21 protein-coding genes are annotated in these 18,496 nt (G+C 70.1%); 7 read left to right on the top strand and 14 right to left on the bottom strand.

From position 1 onward, the window contains the following. Positions 1-85: 85 nt before the first annotated feature. The 4 genes from ON19_RS14005 to ON19_RS14020 all read left to right on the top strand — a co-directional run bounded on the left by ON19_RS14005 (position 86) and on the right by ON19_RS14020 (position 3,792). Positions 86-1,261: a CaiB/BaiF CoA transferase family protein gene (locus ON19_RS14005; RefSeq protein ID WP_043691524.1), complete on the top strand. Its 1,176-nt coding sequence runs from the start codon at positions 86-88 to the stop codon at positions 1,259-1,261. Continuing rightward, complete coding sequence (locus tag ON19_RS14010) at positions 1,258-2,529, top strand: acetyl-CoA hydrolase/transferase family protein (protein WP_083899362.1); 1,272 nt, start codon at positions 1,258-1,260, stop codon at positions 2,527-2,529. Before ON19_RS14005 ends, ON19_RS14010 begins: the two co-directional genes overlap by 4 nt. Further along, positions 2,529-3,296, top strand: a complete 768-nt coding sequence (locus tag ON19_RS14015) for an enoyl-CoA hydratase/isomerase family protein (protein WP_043691301.1) — start codon at positions 2,529-2,531, stop codon at positions 3,294-3,296. The genes ON19_RS14010 and ON19_RS14015 overlap by 1 nt, the downstream gene beginning before the upstream one ends. Before the next feature lie 181 nt (positions 3,297-3,477). Then, positions 3,478-3,792 (top strand): 2Fe-2S iron-sulfur cluster-binding protein, encoded by a 315-nt coding sequence (locus ON19_RS14020; protein ID WP_051168848.1) that lies wholly within the window; start codon positions 3,478-3,480, stop codon positions 3,790-3,792. Between the two features lie 82 nt (positions 3,793-3,874). Here the strand turns inward: ON19_RS14020 and ON19_RS14025 are convergent, their stop codons facing one another. Continuing rightward, positions 3,875-4,843 carry an NADPH:quinone oxidoreductase family protein gene (locus tag ON19_RS14025; RefSeq protein ID WP_043691303.1) on the bottom strand — a complete coding sequence of 323 codons (969 nt, stop codon included), beginning with the start codon at positions 4,841-4,843 and terminating at the stop codon, positions 3,875-3,877. 1 nt (position 4,844) lies between these two features. Next, positions 4,845-5,672, bottom strand: coding sequence for an enoyl-CoA hydratase-related protein (locus tag ON19_RS14030; protein ID WP_227954721.1), 828 nt, complete (start codon positions 5,670-5,672; stop codon positions 4,845-4,847). A gap of 132 nt (positions 5,673-5,804) precedes the next feature. Here ON19_RS14030 and ON19_RS14035 point away from each other — a divergent pair, with 132 nt between their 5' ends. After that, entirely contained in the window at positions 5,805-6,458 is a 654-nt protein-coding gene (locus ON19_RS14035; protein ID WP_227954722.1) for a TetR/AcrR family transcriptional regulator, read from the top strand. A 6-nt stretch (positions 6,459-6,464) separates the two neighbouring features. On the opposite strand, the gene ON19_RS44515 is transcribed toward ON19_RS14035, so the two are convergent. The 4 genes from ON19_RS44515 to ON19_RS14055 are packed head-to-tail and all read right to left on the bottom strand — an operon-like array spanning position 6,465 to position 9,464. Beyond that, positions 6,465-6,725 (bottom strand): hypothetical protein, encoded by a 261-nt coding sequence (locus ON19_RS44515; protein ID WP_043691309.1) that lies wholly within the window; start codon positions 6,723-6,725, stop codon positions 6,465-6,467. Further along, positions 6,722-7,024, bottom strand: coding sequence for a hypothetical protein (locus ON19_RS43290; protein ID WP_043691311.1), 303 nt, complete (start codon positions 7,022-7,024; stop codon positions 6,722-6,724). The genes ON19_RS44515 and ON19_RS43290 overlap by 4 nt, the downstream gene beginning before the upstream one ends. 24 nt (positions 7,025-7,048) lie before the next feature. Next, positions 7,049-8,278, bottom strand: a complete 1,230-nt coding sequence (locus ON19_RS14050) for an acyl-CoA dehydrogenase family protein (RefSeq protein WP_043691313.1) — start codon at positions 8,276-8,278, stop codon at positions 7,049-7,051. Between the two features lie 34 nt (positions 8,279-8,312). Next, positions 8,313-9,464 carry an acyl-CoA dehydrogenase family protein gene (locus ON19_RS14055; RefSeq protein WP_043691316.1) on the bottom strand — a complete coding sequence of 384 codons (1,152 nt, stop codon included), beginning with the start codon at positions 9,462-9,464 and terminating at the stop codon, positions 8,313-8,315. 141 nt (positions 9,465-9,605) lie between these two features. On the opposite strand from ON19_RS14055, the gene ON19_RS14060 reads away from it, so the two are divergent. Together ON19_RS14060 and ON19_RS14065 are read left to right on the top strand one after the other, a co-directional pair. After that, positions 9,606-10,907 (top strand): cytochrome P450, encoded by a 1,302-nt coding sequence (locus ON19_RS14060; protein WP_218006411.1) that lies wholly within the window; start codon positions 9,606-9,608, stop codon positions 10,905-10,907. After that, positions 10,904-11,092: a ferredoxin gene (locus tag ON19_RS14065; protein ID WP_043691318.1), complete on the top strand. Its 189-nt coding sequence runs from the start codon at positions 10,904-10,906 to the stop codon at positions 11,090-11,092. The genes ON19_RS14060 and ON19_RS14065 overlap by 4 nt, the downstream gene beginning before the upstream one ends. Positions 11,093-11,125: 33 nt before the next feature. Here the strand turns inward: ON19_RS14065 and ON19_RS14070 are convergent, their stop codons facing one another. The 8 genes from ON19_RS14070 to ON19_RS14105 all read right to left on the bottom strand — a co-directional run bounded on the left by ON19_RS14070 (position 11,126) and on the right by ON19_RS14105 (position 18,495). Beyond that, positions 11,126-11,929, bottom strand: coding sequence for an NAD(P)-dependent oxidoreductase (locus ON19_RS14070; protein ID WP_043691321.1), 804 nt, complete (start codon positions 11,927-11,929; stop codon positions 11,126-11,128). Between the two features lie 13 nt (positions 11,930-11,942). Further along, on the bottom strand, positions 11,943-12,761 hold the full coding sequence (locus tag ON19_RS14075) for an NAD(P)-dependent oxidoreductase (RefSeq protein WP_043691323.1): 819 nt from the start codon (positions 12,759-12,761) through the stop codon (positions 11,943-11,945). Then, positions 12,761-13,282 (bottom strand): DoxX family protein, encoded by a 522-nt coding sequence (locus ON19_RS41340; protein ID WP_043691325.1) that lies wholly within the window; start codon positions 13,280-13,282, stop codon positions 12,761-12,763. Before ON19_RS41340 ends, ON19_RS14075 begins: the two co-directional genes overlap by 1 nt. A gap of 4 nt (positions 13,283-13,286) precedes the next feature. Continuing rightward, a complete protein-coding gene (locus tag ON19_RS14085) occupies positions 13,287-14,246 on the bottom strand; it encodes an alpha/beta hydrolase (RefSeq protein WP_051168849.1) in 960 nt (319 codons plus the stop codon). Positions 14,247-14,271: 25 nt separating this feature from the next. Continuing rightward, positions 14,272-15,963, bottom strand: a complete 1,692-nt coding sequence (locus tag ON19_RS14090) for a thiolase C-terminal domain-containing protein (RefSeq protein ID WP_051168850.1) — start codon at positions 15,961-15,963, stop codon at positions 14,272-14,274. 99 nt (positions 15,964-16,062) lie between these two features. Beyond that, positions 16,063-17,415, bottom strand: coding sequence for a cytochrome P450 (locus ON19_RS14095; RefSeq protein ID WP_043691328.1), 1,353 nt, complete (start codon positions 17,413-17,415; stop codon positions 16,063-16,065). Between the two features lie 10 nt (positions 17,416-17,425). After that, a complete protein-coding gene (locus ON19_RS14100; protein WP_043691331.1) occupies positions 17,426-17,620 on the bottom strand; it encodes a ferredoxin in 195 nt (64 codons plus the stop codon). Between the two features lie 14 nt (positions 17,621-17,634). After that, a complete protein-coding gene (locus tag ON19_RS14105; RefSeq protein ID WP_043691333.1) occupies positions 17,635-18,495 on the bottom strand; it encodes a mycofactocin-coupled SDR family oxidoreductase in 861 nt (286 codons plus the stop codon). Position 18,496: the final 1 nt, after the last annotated feature.

An 18,496-nucleotide genomic window follows, 5' to 3' on the forward strand; every position in this document is an offset into this window, starting at 1 on the left:
CCTTGCAAAGATTCATCAGATAGGCTCGGCGCCGGTTGCGGGGGCAAGGGGCGGCGGCGGAGGGGTTGCGGAAAGAGGCATGGTGATGGCACACAGTGGTCCGCTGTCCGGAGTCCGTGTCGTCGATCTGACGGCGATGGTCATGGGCCCGTATTGCACGCAGATCATGGCCGACATGGGCGCGGACGTGATCAAGATCGAGCCACCGGACGGCGACAACACCCGCTACATCTCGGTGGGTCCGGAACGGGGGATGAGCGGCGTCTTCGTCAATGTCAACCGGGGCAAGCGCAGCGTGGTGCTCGACTTGCGGTCCGAGGACGGCAAGCGGTCGTTGCGCGAACTTGTCGGGCAGGCCGACGTATTCATCCATTCCATGCGCGCCTCGGCGATCGCCCGGCTCGGCTTCGGTTACGACGACGTGGCCGCGCTCAATCCTTCGATCGTCTACACCAATTGCTACGGCTACGGCCGCCGTGGCCGCGACGCCGGGCTCACCGCCTACGACGACACCATCCAAGCCGAGTGCGGTCTGCCCTTCGTTCAGGAGCAGCTCACCGGCACCGCCGGGTACGTCGGCACCATCATGGCCGACAAGATCGCCGGGATGACCGCGCTGTACGCGACCACGATGGCGCTGTTCCACCGGGAACGCACCGGGCAGGGGCAAGAGGTCGAGGTGGCGATGTTCGAGACGATGGCCGCGTTCATGCTGGTCGAGCACGCCAACGGGGCCATGTTCGATCCGCCGCTGGGGCCCGCGGCCTATCCGCGCGCGGTGACGCCGAACCGCAGGCCCTATCGCACGGCGGACGGCTACCTGTCCGCGCTGGTCTACAACGACAAGCAATGGGCGGCGTTCGTCGAGGCGGTGCGCCCGCCGTGGGCCGGCCCGGAGTTCGCGACCCTGGAACAGCGCGCGGCCCGCATCGACACCGTCTATGCCCGCCTCGGCGAGACGTTCCGCGAGCGAACCACCCGCGAGTGGCTGGATCTGCTCCGGTCGCTGGACATTCCGGCCGCGCCGGTCCGCTCGCTGGACGAGCTCTTCGACAATCCGCATCTCGCCGATGCGACTTTCTTCGAGACTGTTGATTCTCCGTACGGAACGGTTCGCTTTCCCGGACCACCAACGTGGTTCTCCCGCACTCCGGGGCGCGTCGCGGCAGCCGCGCCCCGGCTCGGCGCCGACACCGCCGAGGTGCTCGGCCGGCTGCCATCGGCCGCCGATGGTCGCCCGAACGGCCGGGTGCAGCGGTGACCGCGTTGCGCGAGGCCGCCGACCTCGACCTCACGACGATCCTGCGGGCCGGTGACCGCATCGTGGTCGGGCAGGCGTGTGGCGAGCCCACCACCTTGATCGAGGCGCTCATCGCGCAGGGCGGCGCGATCGGTGGCGTGTCCGCGTTCATCGCGACGAGCTTCTCCGGACTGTTCACCCCGGCCGCGACCGAGGCATTCGCCCTGTCCAGCATGGGAGCGATCGGTGCGCTGCGGTCGCTGGCCAAAGAGCATCGGCTGAGCATCGTTCCCTGCCACGTCAGCCGGGTGGGACCGATGATCGAAGCCGGAATCCTCGGCTGCGATGTCGCTTTCGTGCAGGTGAGTCCGGCCGACGAGCGCGGTGAGCACAGCTTCGGCCTGGTCAGCGACCATGTGCGCGCGGCGGTGGCGGCGGCGCGCGTCGTGGTCGCCGAGATCAACGACCAGGTGCCCTTCACGCTGGGGGAGCGGCTGCCGGGCGCCGAAATCGACTACGCCGTCCGGGTTTCCCGGCCGCCGGTGCAGGTGCCGCCCGCGCGGATCGGCCCGGTGGACGAAGCGATCGCCGGGCACGCGGCCGCCTATATCGAGGACGGCGCGGTGCTGCAGATCGGGGTCGGCGCCGTGCCCGACGCCGTGTTGCGCCTGCTGCACGACCGCACCGATCTCGGCGTGCATTCGGGGATGATCGGCGACGGGTTGGTCGACCTGGTCGAGTCGGGCGCGATCACCAACGCGCGCAAGACCATTGATCGCGGGGTGTCGGTCACCGGCGCGCTCATCGGCACCGAGCGCCTGTACCGGTTCGCCGACCGCAATGCGGCGATCCGGATGTGCGCCACCGACTACACCCACGACGCGGGCGTGCTCGCACGGCTGGAGCGGCTGGTCACCATCAATTCCGCCATGGAGGTCGACCTGACCGGGCAGGTGAACGCCGAACAGACCGGTGCGGCCTACCTCGGCGGCACCGGCGGGCAGGTGGACTTCGTCCGCGCGGGCGCCCGTTCGCCGGGTGGGCACGCGATCCTCGCGCTGCCGTCGACCGCCAAAGGCGGCACGGTCAGCCGGATCACCGCCACGTTGTCCGGGCCGGTCACCACGGCGCGCAGTGACGTCGACGTGATCGTCACCGAGTTCGGCGCCGCCGAACTCGCCGGGCAGACGCTGGCCGAACGCACCCGCAGACTGATCGCCGTCGCGCACCCTGATTTTCGCGAAGAGCTGGAACGCGCGGCCCACGTCGTCCAGCGGAGAGGGTTCTGATGTCCGACGCCGTTGTCTTCGAGGCCCGCCCTGACGGGATCGCGATCATCACCCTCAATCGGCCGCAACGGCGCAATTGCCTGGCTCGGGACGTGCGGGAGGGCCTGTTCGACGCCTGGGACCGGTTCGAGCACGATTCCACGCTGCGCGTCGCGATCCTCACCGGCGCGGGGTCGAAAGCCTTCTGCGCGGGCGGGGATCTCGAGGAGATGGTCGCGACCGGCATGACGGTGCCGCCGCGGGACATGTACCCGCTGCCCTACGACACCCTGGAGCTGTCCAAGCCCACCATCGCGGCGGTCAACGGCGCCGCCTTCGCCGGGGGCTGGATGATCGCCCAGGCATGCGACCTGTGCGTCGCGAGCACCACCGCGACCTTCGCGGTCACCGAGGTGAAAGTGGGCCGCAGCTCGCCGTGGGCCGCGCCGCTGATCCACATGATCCCGCAGCGGGTGATGATGGAGATTTTGCTGACCGGCAAGCCGATCGATGCGCGCCGGGCCTATGAGATCGGGCTGGTGAACCGGTTGGCTGAACCGGACGATCTGATGGACACCGCGCTCGGGCTGGCAGCCGAGATTCTCGCGGGCGCTCCGCTTTCGGTGCGGGCCGCCCGGGAGACGGTCATGCTCGCGACCGAGATGGGGCGCTCGGCCGCGTTGCAAGCCGCGCGGCACGCCTCGGTGCGCTGCTACACCAGCGAGGATGCGCAGGAGGGCCCTCGCGCGTTCGCCGAGAAGCGCAGCCCGCGCTGGACCGGCCGCTGATCCGGCCTGCCGTCCGCCGTGTGTCTCCCTATTGTCCCTATTGACCTCTCTGGAAGAACCATGCTAAGCATGTGCACAGCACAGCATGCTGGGCGAGTGCTCAGTCTGCGCCGGAACGGCGACCGCGACGCCGGTGCGACGTCGGGCGCTGTGCGTCCCCACCGATCAGGAGTGTGCCGTCATGGCCGTATCCCCACTGTCCGAGTCGCCGGAGTCGGTCACCTGCGGGGTGGTGACCGTGCTGTTGGACGGCACGAAGTCCACCATCGAGGCGCGTCCCGGCGAAACCGTGCTGGAGGCCGCGAAGCGGGCCGGGCTCAACCCGCCGTTCGCCTGTGAGGAGGGCAACTGCGGCACCTGCATGGCACGGCTTGTCGAGGGTCGCGTCGAGATGCGGGTGAACGATGCCCTCACCGACGAGGACGTGGCCGAGGGCTATGTGCTCACCTGTCAGTCCCTCCCGCAGACCCCGTCGGTGGGCGTCGACTACGTGTGACCCGATCGCGCGGCTGGGCCCGCGGGTGCCCGCAGTGCACGGATTTCAGCCGGTTCCGCCGGAGCCCGGCGCGCTGAGCGGCTTATCGCCACACGTCCACCAGGACCTTGCCGATCGCGCGGCCGTCGGCCACGTGCCGCAGCGCGGATGCCACCTGTTCGAGCGGGTAGCGCGCGCCGATGTGCGGCCGGACCTGCCCGTCCGCCAGCAGCGCCGCGAGTTCACCCTCGTTGCGCCGATATTCGGCCGGATCGAGATCCTGGAACTGGAACCCCAGCAGCCGCACGCCTTTGAGCAGCACCACATTCAGCGGGATACGCGGGATGACGCCGGAGGCGTAGCCGACCGTGACGAAACGCCCGCGGCGTGCCAGTGACCGCATGGCGGGTTCGGCGAGGTCACCACCGACCGGATCGATGACGGCGTCGGCACCGTCGGGCAGTGCGGCGCGCAGTGCGTCGCGTAACGGCCTCTCGGTGTGATCGATCAGATGCCGGGCGCCGTATCGGCTTGCGGCGGCGAGCTTCTCCGGCGAGGAGGCCACCGCGGTGACCTCGGCCCCCATTCGCACGGCCAGTTGCACGGCGGCCAGCCCGACCCCACCGCCCGCGCCGAGCACGATCACCCGATCGCTCGCGCCGACCCGCGCCACCGACCGCAGCGTGTGGTAGGCGGTGCGATAGGCCACGCCGAAGGCCGCGGCGGTCCGCAGATCCACGCCCTCCGGTATCCGGGTCAGGGCGTCGGGCGTGACCACCACCTCTTCGGCGAAGGCGCCGAACAACCCCGTGCCGGTCACCCGGTCGCCGATCGCGAATCCGGTTACGTTGTCGCCGAGTTCCTCGACGACGCCGGCGAATTCGCTGCCTGGGACGAACGGCGGCGCGACGCTGACCTGATACTTGTCGGCGATCAACAGCACATCCGGGAAATTGACCGCCGCGGCGGCGACCCGGACCCGCACCTGGCCTGCCGCCGGTCGCGGCGCGGCCGACTCCCGCAGCTGCACGACCTCCGGCGGCCCGTATGCCGGGCAGACGGCCGCGCGCACTTCAGCTCCCCCGCCACACCGGCGGCCGCTTCTCCAGGAACGCCTGCGCGCCCTCCTTGGCGTCGGCGCTGGTGAAAACCGTGTCCTGCCAATGCCGCAGCCGTGCGCCCGCGCGGCCGGCGTCGGTGACGGCGAGCCGGACCAGTTCTTTGCAGGCGGCCAGGCCCAGCGGCGCGTTGGCGGCGATCCGCTGGGCGTAACTCAGCGCCGTCGTCAGCACCTGATCCGGTGCGACCACCGCGTTGACCAAGCCGATCTCGTAGCCGCGGGTGGCGGTGATCGGTTCGCCGGTCAGGGTCAGCTCGAGCGCGATGTTCATCGGGATCCGGGAACCGATGAAAGTGCCACCGCCGCCGGGGAAGAAGCCGCGTCGCACCTCCGGGAAGGCGAACTGCGCGGACTCGGAGGCGATGATGAGATCGCTGCCCAGCAGCAGCTCGAGCCCGCCGCCGATCGCGGAACCGTTCGCCGCCCCGACCACCGGGACGGTGACCCGGCCGTGCGCGAGGCGGGTGTAGGCGCTGGTGGCCGGGTCGTCGTCGTCGAACGTGGCGCCGTCGGCGAAGGCGCGCAGGTCCATGCCCGAGCAGAACGCGCGATCGCCGGAGCCGGTGAGCAGCAGGACGCGGATGGTGGGATCGGCTTCGGCCGCCAGCACCGCCGCGCCGATGCCCCGCATCATGGCCATGGTCAGCGCGTTTCGCGCGTCGGGCCGGTTCAGTCGGATGACGGAGACCGCGCCGTCCCGTTCGATCCGGTACTCGTCGAGCCGGCTCATCCGCGGCATCCGCTCGTCCCGGCGAGCTCGCACATCATGATCCCACGTCATGACAACTCCTCTCTGTGCGAGAATAGACTTCTCTGAGTTCAGAATGCAATTCTTGAACGGCCCGGTCAGAGGATGCAGCATCGCTGGAGAAGACGGCTTTCTGCACAGCGGAAGCGGAGGGAGAACCGTGCGGTGGCAGCAGAGAACGTGACGGCGGCGCCGGCCGACGACGTGGCGACCAGGATCGCCCGGCGGACGTTGGCCAAACGCGGTGCCGACTACGCCGCCGAGGTACGCAAGCTCCTGGACGCCGCGCTGACGGTGATCAGCGCGGCCGGTACCGCCGGACGTCCGCGGGTGGCCGATATCGTCGCCGCGGCGGGACTGTCCAACGATGCCTTCTACCGCCACTTCCCGTCCAAGGACGCGCTGGTGGCCGCCCTGCTGGAGGACGGAGCCGAGCGGTTGACCGGCTACGTGGCGCACCAGATGGGCAAGGAGGCCGACCCGCGTGCGCGCGTGCGGCGCTGGGTGGCGGCGATTCTGGCGCAGGCCAGAGAGCGGACGGCGGCCGCGACGCTGGCTGTCCTGTGGAACGCCGCAGGGCCGGGTCTCGGGCTGGCGGCGGGACCGGGCGCGGTGGACAGCGCGCTGGCCGCGCTGCTGCGCGACACGCTCGCGGAATTGGGCAGCGCCGCACCGGATTCCGATGCGGCGCTGATCGCCCACGCCACGATCGGCACACTGGCCGAGCGGCTGCGGCAGCGCAGCGAGCCCTCGCCGGACGACGTCGAGCGCATCACCGCCTTCTGCCTGCGCGCCCTGACCCCGGCGGGCCCGGAGTGAGGGTGCTCAGGCGTCGTCGCGCAGCAGCCGCAGCGGCGCGTGATCGGCCCAGCCCTCCTGCGGCCAGTTGAACCACCCCGCCGACGCCGAGGTCCCGCCGTCGGGGTGCCGCAGCGCGCAGGCCGCCTCCGCATCGAGATCGAGCACCGCTGGGCGCACTCCGTTCGCGGCCAGATCCGCGACGATCGCTTGCCCGAGACCTCCGGCGCCGCCGGTGACGACCGCGACGGCGCCGTCCAATCCCGCCCGTTGCTCGAACCACGTCATCGCGGCGACCGCTCGAGATACGTCTCGCCGAACGCGGCGAGGAAATCGAGCGTGGCCCGACGGTCGCCTGTGCGGCCGGACACCACGATCCAATCCACTCCGGCCTGGGCCAGTTCCGCCAGCGCCGCCCGATGGCGCTCGGCGTCGACGGTGGGAGTGGTGATGCCAGGTGGGTTGTAGGAGTACACGAGGTCGAACCCGTGCCGTTCGGCGGCGGCGGCGATCTCCGGCAGTGGTCCCGCGTCGAGCAGATCACCGTCGTACCCTGCGGTTTCCGGATAGTGGAAAATGAAACGCATTGTCTGCCTGTCGCTTCGCGCCGGTCAGCGGCCTTGCTTGACTTGGTTGAACGGGACGTCGCGATCGGCGGCGAATTCGCGGGGCATGCCGAGCACGCGCTCGCTGATGACATTGCGCGCCATCTCGGTGCTGCCACCCGCCAGGCTCCACGCGGACCGGAACAGGTACTCGAGACCCACCTCGGCCGTGTCGGCCGCGTCCCCGGGGCTGTGGGTCGCCGCGGTGGAACCTGCGATGCGGACGGCCATGTCCGTTTGCAGCCAAGCGTTCTCCGCGCTGAGCAGCCGGGGAATGGCACCGGCCGAGGGCGGCAGATCGCCGTTGGCGATCGCCCGCGAGACGTGCGCGATGAGCTGGTCGCGCACCACGTTCATGGCCCGCGCCTCGCCGATGTCCTCCCGGGTGCGCGGGTCGTTCCATTGCCCGGTGGCGCGGGCCAGCTCGATCAATCGGTCGGCCTCGCCGCCCAGGTGCGGGCGTGCGCCACTGGTGTAGGGCGAGGTGCCGCCCAGCGCGGCCCGCTCGTGGTGCAGCAGCCGGGACGCGGCGTCCCACCCGCCGTCCACCTGGCCGAGCACCGCCTCCTCCGGCAGCGCGACGTCGTCGAAGAACTCCTGGCAGAACTCGGTGGAGCCGGTCACCTGCTTGATCCGCTGCACGGTGACGCCTTCGGCGTGCACCGGCACCAGGAACATGGTGAGCCCGCGATGCTTGGTGACCTCCCAGTTGGTGCGAGCCAGGCACAGGCCGTAGTCGGCGGCGTACGCGCCGGAACTCCAGATCTTGGACCCGTTGAGAATCCAGCGGTCGCCGTCGCGTTCGGCGCGGGTGGTGAGTCCGGCCAGATCCGATCCGCCGCGCGGCTCGGACAGGAACTGCGCCAGGATCTCCTCGCCGCGCAGCACCGCGGGCAGGTGGCTGCGTTTCTGCTCTTCGGTGCCGAGATCGAGCAGGCTCGCCGCGCAGATGGCCAGCGTCGGCACATTCAGCAGCAGTGGCATCTCGTAGGGGAGTGATTCCTCGGTGAACACACGCTGGTGGTCGGGGGTGAGGCCGAGCCCGCCGTACTCCGCAGGGAAGCAGATCCCGGCGAATCCGCCCTCGTGGAGGGTCCGTTGCAAGTGCCGGGCGCGCTCCCATGCCTCCTCCGTGTCGGACTTGTGGTCCGTCGCGGAAGCGGGGCCCAGGTTGTCCCGCAACCAGGTCCGCGCGCGGGCGCGGAAGTCCTCGACGGGCTCCAGATCTGTGGTCATTGCGACGGTGCCTTCCAGTTGGGTTCGATCGGGCTCACGCGGCCGCGGTGTCGAGCAGGTCGGTGATGTGGCGCCGGTGTTCCTCGGGCGTGCCGTAGAGGGCGCGGCCCAAGGTGATCCGGCGCAGATACAGGTGCATGTCGTGTTCCCAGGTGACGCCGATGCCGCCGTGCAACTGCACGCAGTCCTGGGCGATCACCGGGGCTTTCGCTCCCACATAGGACTTCGCGATGCTGATCGCCTCGCCCGCACCGGCCGGGTCGTCGTCCCACGCGGCGGCAGCGGCGGTGGCGGTGGCTCGGCAAGCTTCCAGCCAGGTCTTGTTGTCGGCCATCCGGTGCTTGAGCGCCTGGTAGGAGGCCAGCTGCCGCCCGAAGGTGTAGCGGTCGAACAACCAGGTCAGCGTCGCGGCGAGGGCGGTGTCGGCGGCGCCGGCCATTTCCGCGGCGGTGAGTGCGGCCGCCGCCTGCGCCTGCGCGCGTATCGCGGCCACGGCATCGTCGCCGACGTGCACCACCGCGTCGGCGGAGACCGCGACGTCCTCGAACGACACCCGTGCGGTACGGCGGACCAGATCCAGCGTCCACGTGGGAGTGATCGTCACGCCCGGGGCGTCGGCACGCACCAGCAGCTGCACCGGGCCGTCCGGGCTCTGGGCGCTCACCAGGAACAGGTCGGCCTGGTCGCCTGCCTCCACACGGTCTTTCACACCGTCGACCCGGTAGCCGTCGCCGTCGCGTTCGGCAACGGTGCTCGGTTCCGTGGCGCCGGCGTAGGGGGCGAGTGCCTCGAAGCCGCGGCCCGGTTCGTACACCGCCCACGTCACGATCGTTTCGCCGGTGCATACGGCGGCGACGAGGTCGGCGAGACGATCCGCTTCCGCGGCGAGCCCGGCAAGGACGGCACTGGTCGTGACGAACGGGCCGGGCGCGCAGGCGCGACCCAGTTCCTCCGCCACGAGGGCGAGTTCGGTCATCGGGCTGCCGGAGACCGTTCCGCCGCCGAGTTTCTCGGGCACCAGCATGGCCGTCCACCCCAGTTCCGCTCCGCGCCGCCACCAGCTCCGGTCGAATCCGGTCCCGGACTCGGCGAGGGCGCGCACGGTGGCGACCGGGACGGTGCTCGCGAGGAAGTCGCGGGTGGTCGACTGGAAAAACCGCTGATCCGCGGTGGTGTCGAGGGGCATGATTCCGGTCCTTCGGTTGACGCGCAGCGCGGGATATGGAAATCTCATACTCACAGATGAGAGGCATATTCTCAATCAGGGAAGTCAACTGGCAATGCCCGTCGAAAGCGAGGCAGGCCGGGGCGTCGAAGGGACCGTCGAGTGGTGAACAACTTCCAGGAGCTGGACTTCTTCCTCGGGCAGGAGCTGGTCGCCGATCCGTACCCGTACTTCGACGCGCTGCGCGAGCAGTGCCCGGTGACACGCGAGAAGCATCACGACGTGATGATGGTGACCGGCTACGACGAGGCGCTCGAGGTCTACAACGACGTCGAACGGTTCTCCTCCTGCGTCTCCGTCACCGGCCCGTTCCCGGGTTTCCCGGTTCCGCTGGAGGCGGGATCCGACGTCGACGCGCTGATCGCCGAGCACCGGGACAAACTGCCGATGAGCGACCAGTTGCCGACCCTGGACCCGCCGGTGCACACCGATCACCGCGCCTTGCTGATGCGGCTGATCACCCCGAAGCGCCTCAAGGAGAACGAGCAAGCGATGTGGGCGATCGCCGACCGGATGCTCGACCAGTACCTGGCCAAGGGCAAGGGGGACTGCATGCGTGAATTCGCGGGCCCCTTCACGCTGTATGTGATCGCCGATCTGCTGGGTGTCCCCGAGGACGACCAGGAGGAGTTCCTCCAAGCGCTGCAACGTGATCCGCACCGCGAGGGCGCCAGCGTCGGCAGCACCGCGGGGGAGAACATGTCGCACAACCCCATCGAATTCCTCTACGCCAAGTTCTCCGACTACGTCGAGGACCGCAGGACCAACCCGCGTGGCGACGTGCTGACCAGCATGGCCACCGCGACCTTCCCGGACGGCCGCGAGCCCGAGGTGCTCGATGTGGTGCGGGTGGCGGCGAACCTCTTTTCGGCAGGCCAGGAGACCACTGTCCGGCTGCTCAGTTCGGCGCTCAAGATCTTGGCCGAGCGCCGGGACATCCAGCAGTACCTGCGCGAGGACCGCAGCCGCATCCAGAACTTCATCGAGGAGTGCCTCCGGATGGAGAGCCCGGTCAAGGGCGACTTCCGGCTGGCCAAGGTATCCACTTCGGTCGGCGGGACCGAGGTGCCCGTGGGCACGGTCCTGATGGTGGTCAACGGCGCCGCGAACCGGGACCCGCGCCGCTTCGAGGATCCGACCACCTTCGCGGCGGAACGCTCGAATGCGCGCTCGCATTTGGCCTTCGGGCGCGGTGTGCACACCTGCCCCGGTGCGCCGCTCGCGCGTGCCGAAGCCCGGGTCGCCATCGAGCGGCTGCTCGAGCGCACCACCGACTTCCGTATCGATGAGAGCGTGCACGGCCCCGAGGGCGCGCGCGACTACCGCTATCTGCCGACGTTCATCTTGCGCGGGCTCACCGCGCTGCACCTGGAGTTCGACGTCGCGGAGGGCGGGGCCCGATGAAGGTCACCGTCGACGCGGATCGCTGCCGGGGCCACGGCGTCTGTCTCGGCCTGTGCCCGGACGTTTTCTCCTTGACCGACGACGGTTACGCCGAAGCCACCGTCGCCGAGGTGCCCGCACACCTCGAGGCACAGGTGCACGAAGCGGTGCAGTCTTGCCCCGAGCGTGCCATCGTCGTCGAGTGAGCGCAGCGGCGAGCACGCCGCCCGGAGCGCTGATCAGCTCCGGTCGGCGGGCACGCCCGCGTCGATGGCGGTGTCCAATATCCCCAGGTCGCCGCCCAATTCGGTGACCAACGCGCGCGCTACCGCCACATCTTTGCGGAGGAACTCGCCCACCGAGGCACGAAACACCTCGACCGCCCCCTTCGCCGCGACGCTGGTGACGGCACGGCCGCTACTGCTCGCGTGCGGCAGTGCGGCGAGCAGGGTTGCCTCGTCCACCTCCAGCTGGGCGCCCAGCCGGATCGCGTCGGCGACCAGGCCGATCTGCGCCGCGAACAGCGCGTTGTTGACCAGTTTGACCCGCTGCCCGGCACCCAGCGGACCCACGTGCAGGACGGGATCGGCATACGCCCGCACCACCGCTCGCGCGCGAGCCACCGCGTCCTCGGCGCCGCCGAGGAAGACGGTGAGTTCGCCCGCGGCGATGCTGTGCGGTCCGCCGCTCACCGGCGCGTCCACGACACCGACCCCAGGGGGCGCCGCCGCGGCGATGTCGACCACCGTCGCGGGGCTTCCCGTGGTGTGCACGATCAGCACGGCATCGTGTGGCAGAGCGCGCAGCAGGGGCCCGCCGAGGCACACCTCGCGCACCTGATCATCGGTGAACACGCACAACACAACGGCTTCCGCGTGGCGGGCGGCCGCGGTGACGGATTCGACCGGATCGGCCCCGGTCTCGGCGAGCGCCGCACGCGCCTCGGCGGAGCGCCCGACCGCTCGGACGCTGTGCCCGGCCTGCACCAGGCGCCGGATCATCGGGCGGCCCATCCGCCCGGCTCCCACGAATCCGATGCGCACGCGGGTCCTCCTTTCAGCGCTGCCGGTCCATCAGCGCGAGCGTCGCGTCGGCGGCGCCGAGCACGATTCCAGGGGCGATCCCCGCCGCGTCGGCCAAGCCGGCCACCAGTCCGACGTCCTTGCGGAGCAGATCGCCCGCGTGCGCGGCCAGCCGGTCCAACGTGCCGCCCGCGGAGACGATCCGGCCCAGCGCGAAACTGTTCGCGGTGCCGTGCGAGATCACTTCGCCGAGCCGGTCGGGGCTGATGCCCAGCCCCTGGCCGAGCGCCAGGGTGCTGGCGGCGGTGGCGAGATTCGCGGTGAACAACAGGTTGTTCAGCAGTTTGGTGGCCTGCCCGGAACCCACATCGCCGAGGTGGACGATCGGGTCGGCGTAGGTCTCGAAGACCGGGCGGCTGCGCTCGACGGCCTCGCTCGCGCCGCCGACCATGACCAGCAGCCTGCCTTCCGCGGCGGCGGGCCCGCCGCCGCTGACCGGCGCGTCGATCAGCGCGACCTGCTGGGCCGCAGCCGATTCCGCCAGCTTCCGGCAGGTGTCCGGGTGCACGGTGGAGTGCACGGCGATGATCGATCCCGGTGCGAGTCCGGCCAGCACGCCGTTGTCCCCGGTGACCACCTCGCGCACGTCGGCGTCGCCGACCACGCACAGGCAGACCAGATCGCTGCGCGCGGCCAGGGCGGCGGGTGACGGGGCCGTCACCGCCGCGGTGTCGGCGAACGGCTCCAGCGCAGCGGGGCGGCGCGCCCACAAAGTGGTCGGGTAGCCGCCCTCGACGATGCGGCGCGCCATCGGCGCGCCCTGACTGCCCAACCCGATGAACCCGACGCGCATCAGCGCACCTCCTCGGTAGTGGTTTCCGGCACGGGGGCGGGCCGGTAGAAGACGGCCAGCAGTCCGGCCGTGGCCAGCACGCCCACACCGAGCGCGATGCCGCCACCGGCCCAGCCGGTGATCTCGATATCCGCCGCGTGGTCCAGCGACAGCCACCCGGGCCCGAGCAGACCCAGCGCCAGCGCGACGACGGCCAGCACGAGTACGTACTCGTAGCCTTCCTTGAAGACGAAGAATCCGTTGGCGCGGTGCGCGAGCAATCCGGCGACGAGCATGACCGAGACGACCGCCGCGGCCGCCAGCGGGGTGAGCAGGCCGAGCACCAGCAGGGCGCCAGCGCCGATCTCGGTGATCACGCTCAGCCAGGCCTGCAGCACTCCGTTGCGCAGCCCCAGCCCGCTGAACCACCGCGCCGTCCCGGGGATCCGGCCGCCGCCGATCCAATGATTGACGCCGTGCGCGATCATGGTGACTCCCACGACCACCCGCAGCAGCAGCAGCGCGACATCGGTGACTTCCATGGCCTCACCTTCCTGGCCGCGCGGGTGCGCCGCCGTCGAATTGCATTACGGGACCGGTGAACTCGCCGGTCGTCTCGGCGACGACGCACTCTTCCGCGAAGGCGAGCACCGTCAGGTGGTACGCCGCCGCCGTGTGGCCCAAGCTGAGGTTGTGCCCGGTGTTGGGTTGCAGATTGAGCACCACCCGCGGCGCCGCGCGGAACAGTTCGCCGATGCGGGTCAGTTCCTCGATGTCGTTGCGCCACACCGTCTCATGATCGCCGGCGGTGAACCGCACCGGGATCCGCACCCGCGCGGCCGAGCGCGGGAACTCCCGATCGGCCCAGTTGGCGATGGTGGCGGCTTCCAGCCGGGGACCGGGTACGGCGATCGACGCACCGCCCACGAGTTCGGGTGGATACAGCCGCTGCGGCCGCCACAGCAGGTCACCGAGCCCGGCGGGCCGGGTACCCTCCGGGCGCGGGCCCCACAGCACTTCCTGGGCTTCGGGATGGTGCGTGCGGCCGGTGCCTGCCAACTCCAGGCCGAGCAGTCCGCGGCCGCGCTCGTCGGCGGCCATGCGCAGCGCGAGTTCGCATCCCGCCGAATGCGCCAGCAGGAAGACGCCCGCGCCACGCGGCCGGTCGTCGAGGTGGGCTTCGACGGCCCCGTACATCAGATCGACACGCCGCCGTGGTGATACGAGCTGGTCGGCGAACGGACCCGAAGCGCCGTAGCCGGGCCGGTCCAGCGCGAGCACGGTGTAACCGAGACGCTGCCCCGTCCGCAGCAGCGAGAGTTCGGGATGCCCAGGGCAGTCGAAGTACGCCGAGGTGGTGGCGCCGCCGTGCAGGGCGACCAGCACCGCGCGGGGCGCGGGCGCATCGGCCAGCAGCCCCGACACGGGGATGCCGTCGACCTCGGCCTCCACGGGCAGCGGTCCGGCGTCGGCGAGGGGGCTGAGGTCGGATTCGGTGAGTGTCATCGCGTGCCTGTCTATGTCGCCGCGATCAGGAATCGGCGCGCAGCAGCATCGCCCCGCCGGGCGTGAGCCCGCCGCTGGAGACGACCGCGACCCGGGCGCCTGCGACCTGCCGCTCCCCGCCCGCGCCGCGCAGCTGCACCACCGCCTCGTGCAGCAGGCCCATGCCGTGTGTGCGGCCGTGGGAGAGCTGGCCGCCGTGCGTGTTGACCGGGATCGTGCCGTCGCGGGCGATGTTCTTGCCCCCGTCGAGGAAGTCCTTGCCCTCGCCGATTCCGCAGAAGCCGAGCGCCTCGATCCAGGACAGGCAGTTGAAGCTGAACCCGTCGTAGAGTTCGGCGACGTCGACGTCCTCGGGGCGCAGCGTGGTGCGCGTCCACAGGTGCGCGGCCGGGCCGAGCACCTGTGGTTCGTGGGTGAGCGTGCTCTGGTCCCACTCGACGCGCTCGATGATCTGCGTGCCGACCGCCTCCACCAGCACCGGCGCGGTGGGCAGATCGCGTGCGGCGTCGATCGCCGAGACGATCACCGCCACCGCGCCGTCGCAGGGGACGTCGCAGTCGTAGAGCCCGAACGGGGTGGTGATGGGCCGCGCCGAGAGGTAGTCGTCCATGGTCATCGGGTCGCGGTAGACCGCGGTCGGCTCCAGTTCGGCGTTGGCGCGCTGATTGAGCGCGATCCAGCCCAGCGTCTCGCGCGTGGTGCCGTAGCGATGGAAGTGACGCTGCGCGTTCTGGGCGAGCGTGTGCGCGGCGGAGATCGCGCCGAACGGCGTCAGCCAGCTCGTGGTGCGGCCACCGGAGGACGGGATCCGTCCCGCCTTCGCCAGCTCGTTGAAGGTCGATTCCCAGACGGTGCGGAAGCACAGCACGTGCCGGGCCAGTCCGGCCGCCACCGCGGTCATCGCCGCGACCACCGACCCGCCCGGCCCGAAGGTCTCGATACCGCCGTTGTGCCAGCTGGGGCGCAGACCGAGCGCGGCTTCCAGCGCGGTCACCCCGCCCTCGCCGAAGCCGCCGAGATTGCCGCCGCCGGGATAGGACGCCAGGCCGTCGATGTCGTCGAGCGTCAGGCCCGCGTCGGCTACGGCGCGCTCGCACGCCTCGATCGTCAGCTCCAGCGGTGGCACCATGAGCCTGCGCCCGATCCGGGACATGCCGATGCCGGTGAGCGCGACCTTCTCCTCGAACTTCTCCTGCCGCAGCATCGGCCGCACATATTCGGCGAAACGCTCCGGCTCGATCTCGTCCACCGGCAGCGGTGCGGGCTCGGTTTGCTCGGCGGCGGGACGGAACAGCGGCAGCCAGACGTCGGCGTCCTGCCGGAAGACCACCTCCACCCGCATGCCCAGGGCGAGGTCGCCGGGATCGGCGTCGATGATGTTGGTGGTCAACCGGACTCGGGGATCCTCGACCAGCGCCACCTGCGCCACCACGTACGGCGGTCGCAGGCCCGGCACGGCGAAGCGGTGGTTCACCGTGAAGCTCGCCAGGGTGGCCGCGCCGGAGACCTCCCGCACACCGAGATCGTGCCCGCGGCAGTACCGGCACACCGGTTGCGGCGGATGGATGAGCGCCGTGCAGGATCGGCACTCCTGGATGCGCAGCTTGCCGTCGGCCCCCGAGGTCCAGAAGAACTCGGTGTCCAGGCCGAGCAGCGGCAGCGGCCGGCCCGACGGCTCGGCCGTCGTCGCAGGGGTCTTCTCCTCCGCGTCTGCCACAGCGCCTCCTCGTAGTCGTCGCAGCCGACAGCCGCGTGTGTCCGGCCTCGGGCCACACGCGGCGGGTCGTCCGGTTCCGTTGTCGCCGACCGTTTCCGGTCAGATCTGTGCCGTGCCTTTGTGCACGGTCACCGGCTCGGCGAGCCGCTGCTCGTCGCAGACTTTCTGCAGCTTCTCCAGGGTCTCGTCGAGCCCGGGACCGAGCCGGGGACCCGGGGTGAACTCGGTGGGCAGGTGCCGCATGCCCTGGATGACCGCGATCGTGTCGTAGTGCACGGTCTCCTCCGGGATGCACCGGAAGTCCGGCATCCGGTCCAGCACCGCAACCAGCATCCGCTTGAACACCGTGCGGGCCACATTGGAGCCGATGCAGCGGTGGATGCCGAGACCGAAGCTGTAGTGCCGGTTGCCTTTCCGATCCAGGATCAGTTCCTCCGGATTGTCGAACACCGCCGGGTCGCGGTTGGCCATCGCCCAGGACAACCAGACCCGATCACCTTCTTTGAAGGAGGCTCCCGCCACCTCGCAGTCCTCCGCGATGGTGCGCGCGTCGCCCGGCGCCGGGGTGTAGTAGCGCAGGAACTCCTCGGTGGCCGAGTCCAGCAGCAGATCCCGTTCCCGGCTGAGGGTTTCGCGCTCGCCCGGATGCTCGGACAACCATTCGAGGGCGTGCGCGGTGAGCGCGGTGGTGGTGTCGAAACCGCCGCCGATGAGCAGGCTGAGCATGCCCAGGATCTCCATGTCCGGCAGCGGCTCCCCGTTGACCGGCGCGGAGGCGACCGCGTGGATGAGGCCGGGACGGGGATTCTCCCGGATCTCGGCGAGGTTGGTCAGCAGGTCCAGACCCATCGTGCGGTGCATCTCCGCGATGCGCGGGTAGTCCGGCGAGTCCGGCGGCGTGTACACCGCCGCGTGCACCGGCTCGTTGTAGATGGTCCACTTCCGCAACGGGACGCCCAGCATCCCCAGGGTCAGCACGGCGGGAACGACATTGGCCAGATCGTCGACGAAATCGATACGGCCGCTCTCGATCTTCTCGTCCAGGGCCGCGCGCACCACCTCGTCCACGAACGGAATCCAGCGTTTGACGGCGGCGGGGGAGAGATACGGGTTGAGCGCGGAGCGCAATTCCCGGTGCTCGGGCTCGTCCATCTCCAGGATGCCGCCCCGGATGCCACGCGCCCGGGGCGGCGCCGGAATGGAGATCCCCTTGTAGCCCTTTCGAACACCCTGCGGGTCGTTATCGTTGGAGACGTGCGGGCAGCGCGCGAGTTCGAACACTTCCTTGTTGCCCGCGGCCACCCAGTGACCCTCGTAGGTGTCGGTCCAGGCGAGCGGGCACTCGCTCTGCATCTCCTCGGTGATCGACTGGAAATTCTCCCGGTATTCCGGTGCGTACCGGTCGAAATGAAACCGAGGCTGCTTGCGGTCGGTGGCGTTTTCCACGGTCATGGCGCTTCCCCTACTCGGCGATCGAGATCGCGCGTTCCGGGCAGGAGTGGACGGCCTCGCGTACCTGATCCTGCTGATCCGCCGGAATCGATTCGCCGACCGGCGAGGAGTGGCCGTCGATCTCGCTGAGTTCGAACGATTGCGGGGCGATCATCGCGCACAGCGTGTGCCCTTGGCAGCGCTGCTGATCGACTCGGACCTTCACGGTGTTTCTTCCTCTCAGATGTGGTAGTCGTACCACTTCAGGTAGCCGCCCGCGTCGACGCGCAACTGTGTGCCGGTGATGTAGCGCGCCTCGTCGGAGGCCAGGAACAACACCGCGTCGCTGATGTCCTCGGGCTCGACGTAGGGGGTCGGCATGGCCTGCTGCACATGGAAGGCGGGTTCGGCGTCCGCGCGGGTGGGATGTTCCAGATCCGGGCGGAAGGATCGGTACATCGGCTCGCTCTGCAGCATCGGGGTGTTGCAGTTGGTGGGGTGGATGACGTTGGCTCGGATGTTCTGCGGCGCGATGTGCAGGGCGAGCGCGTGCACATACTGCGCCAGGCCGCGTTTGGCGACCACGTAGGCGATGCCGCCGGGATCCTTACCCGGCTGGTCCACTTTCGAGACGTCCATCAACGCGGCCACTGACCCGGTGGCGATGATCGAGCCGCCCGCGCCCAGATGCGGCAGCGCGACCTGGATAGTGTTGATCACGCCGACCAGGTTGGTATCGATGACGTCGGACCAGGCCTGCCACTGCGGCGTGCCCTTCATGCCCGCGATGCCGGCTTGGGCGATCACGATGTCCAGCCGCCCGAACTCCGCGACACCGCGTTCCAGCACGGCGCGCAACTGCCCGGCCTCGCGTACGTCGGCCGGTTCGGCGACGATGCGGCGACCGGTTTTCTCGACCAGCCGCGCGGTCTCGTCCAGGTCTTCCTGGCGCGACAGCGCGTATCCGATCGTGTCGATGTCGCGGCAGATGTCCACCGCGATGATGTCGGCACCTTCCTGCGCCAGCCGTACCGCATGGCTGCGGCCTTGGCCACGAGCGGCTCCGGTGACGAAGGCGACCTTGCCCTCTACACGTCCCACG

The organism is Nocardia abscessus NBRC 100374 (assembly GCF_000308455.1).
In the GTDB taxonomy this organism is placed as follows: Bacteria; Actinomycetota; Actinomycetes; order Mycobacteriales; family Mycobacteriaceae; genus Nocardia; species Nocardia abscessus.

Bases quoted from the DNA above. Each gene is read 5' to 3' on its own strand.
- ON19_RS14005 (WP_043691524.1), top strand. From the start codon at position 86: ATGGCACACAGTGGTCCGCTGTCCGGAGTCCGTGTCGTCGATCTGACG.
- ON19_RS14015 (WP_043691301.1), top strand. From the start codon at position 2,529: ATGTCCGACGCCGTTGTCTTCGAGGCCCGCCCTGACGGGATCGCGATC.
- ON19_RS14020 (WP_051168848.1), top strand. From the start codon at position 3,478: ATGGCCGTATCCCCACTGTCCGAGTCGCCGGAGTCGGTCACCTGCGGG.
- ON19_RS14030 (WP_227954721.1), bottom strand. From the start codon at position 5,672: ATGACGTGGGATCATGATGTGCGAGCTCGCCGGGACGAGCGGATGCCG.
- ON19_RS44515 (WP_043691309.1), bottom strand. From the start codon at position 6,725: ATGACGTGGTTCGAGCAACGGGCGGGATTGGACGGCGCCGTCGCGGTC.
- ON19_RS43290 (WP_043691311.1), bottom strand. From the start codon at position 7,024: ATGCGTTTCATTTTCCACTATCCGGAAACCGCAGGGTACGACGGTGAT.
- ON19_RS14050 (WP_043691313.1), bottom strand. From the start codon at position 8,278: ATGACCACAGATCTGGAGCCCGTCGAGGACTTCCGCGCCCGCGCGCGG.
- ON19_RS14055 (WP_043691316.1), bottom strand. From the start codon at position 9,464: ATGCCCCTCGACACCACCGCGGATCAGCGGTTTTTCCAGTCGACCACC.
- ON19_RS14065 (WP_043691318.1), top strand. From the start codon at position 10,904: ATGAAGGTCACCGTCGACGCGGATCGCTGCCGGGGCCACGGCGTCTGT.
- ON19_RS14075 (WP_043691323.1), bottom strand. From the start codon at position 12,761: ATGCGCGTCGGGTTCATCGGGTTGGGCAGTCAGGGCGCGCCGATGGCG.
- ON19_RS41340 (WP_043691325.1), bottom strand. From the start codon at position 13,282: ATGGAAGTCACCGATGTCGCGCTGCTGCTGCTGCGGGTGGTCGTGGGA.
- ON19_RS14085 (WP_051168849.1), bottom strand. From the start codon at position 14,246: ATGACACTCACCGAATCCGACCTCAGCCCCCTCGCCGACGCCGGACCG.
- ON19_RS14095 (WP_043691328.1), bottom strand. From the start codon at position 17,415: ATGACCGTGGAAAACGCCACCGACCGCAAGCAGCCTCGGTTTCATTTC.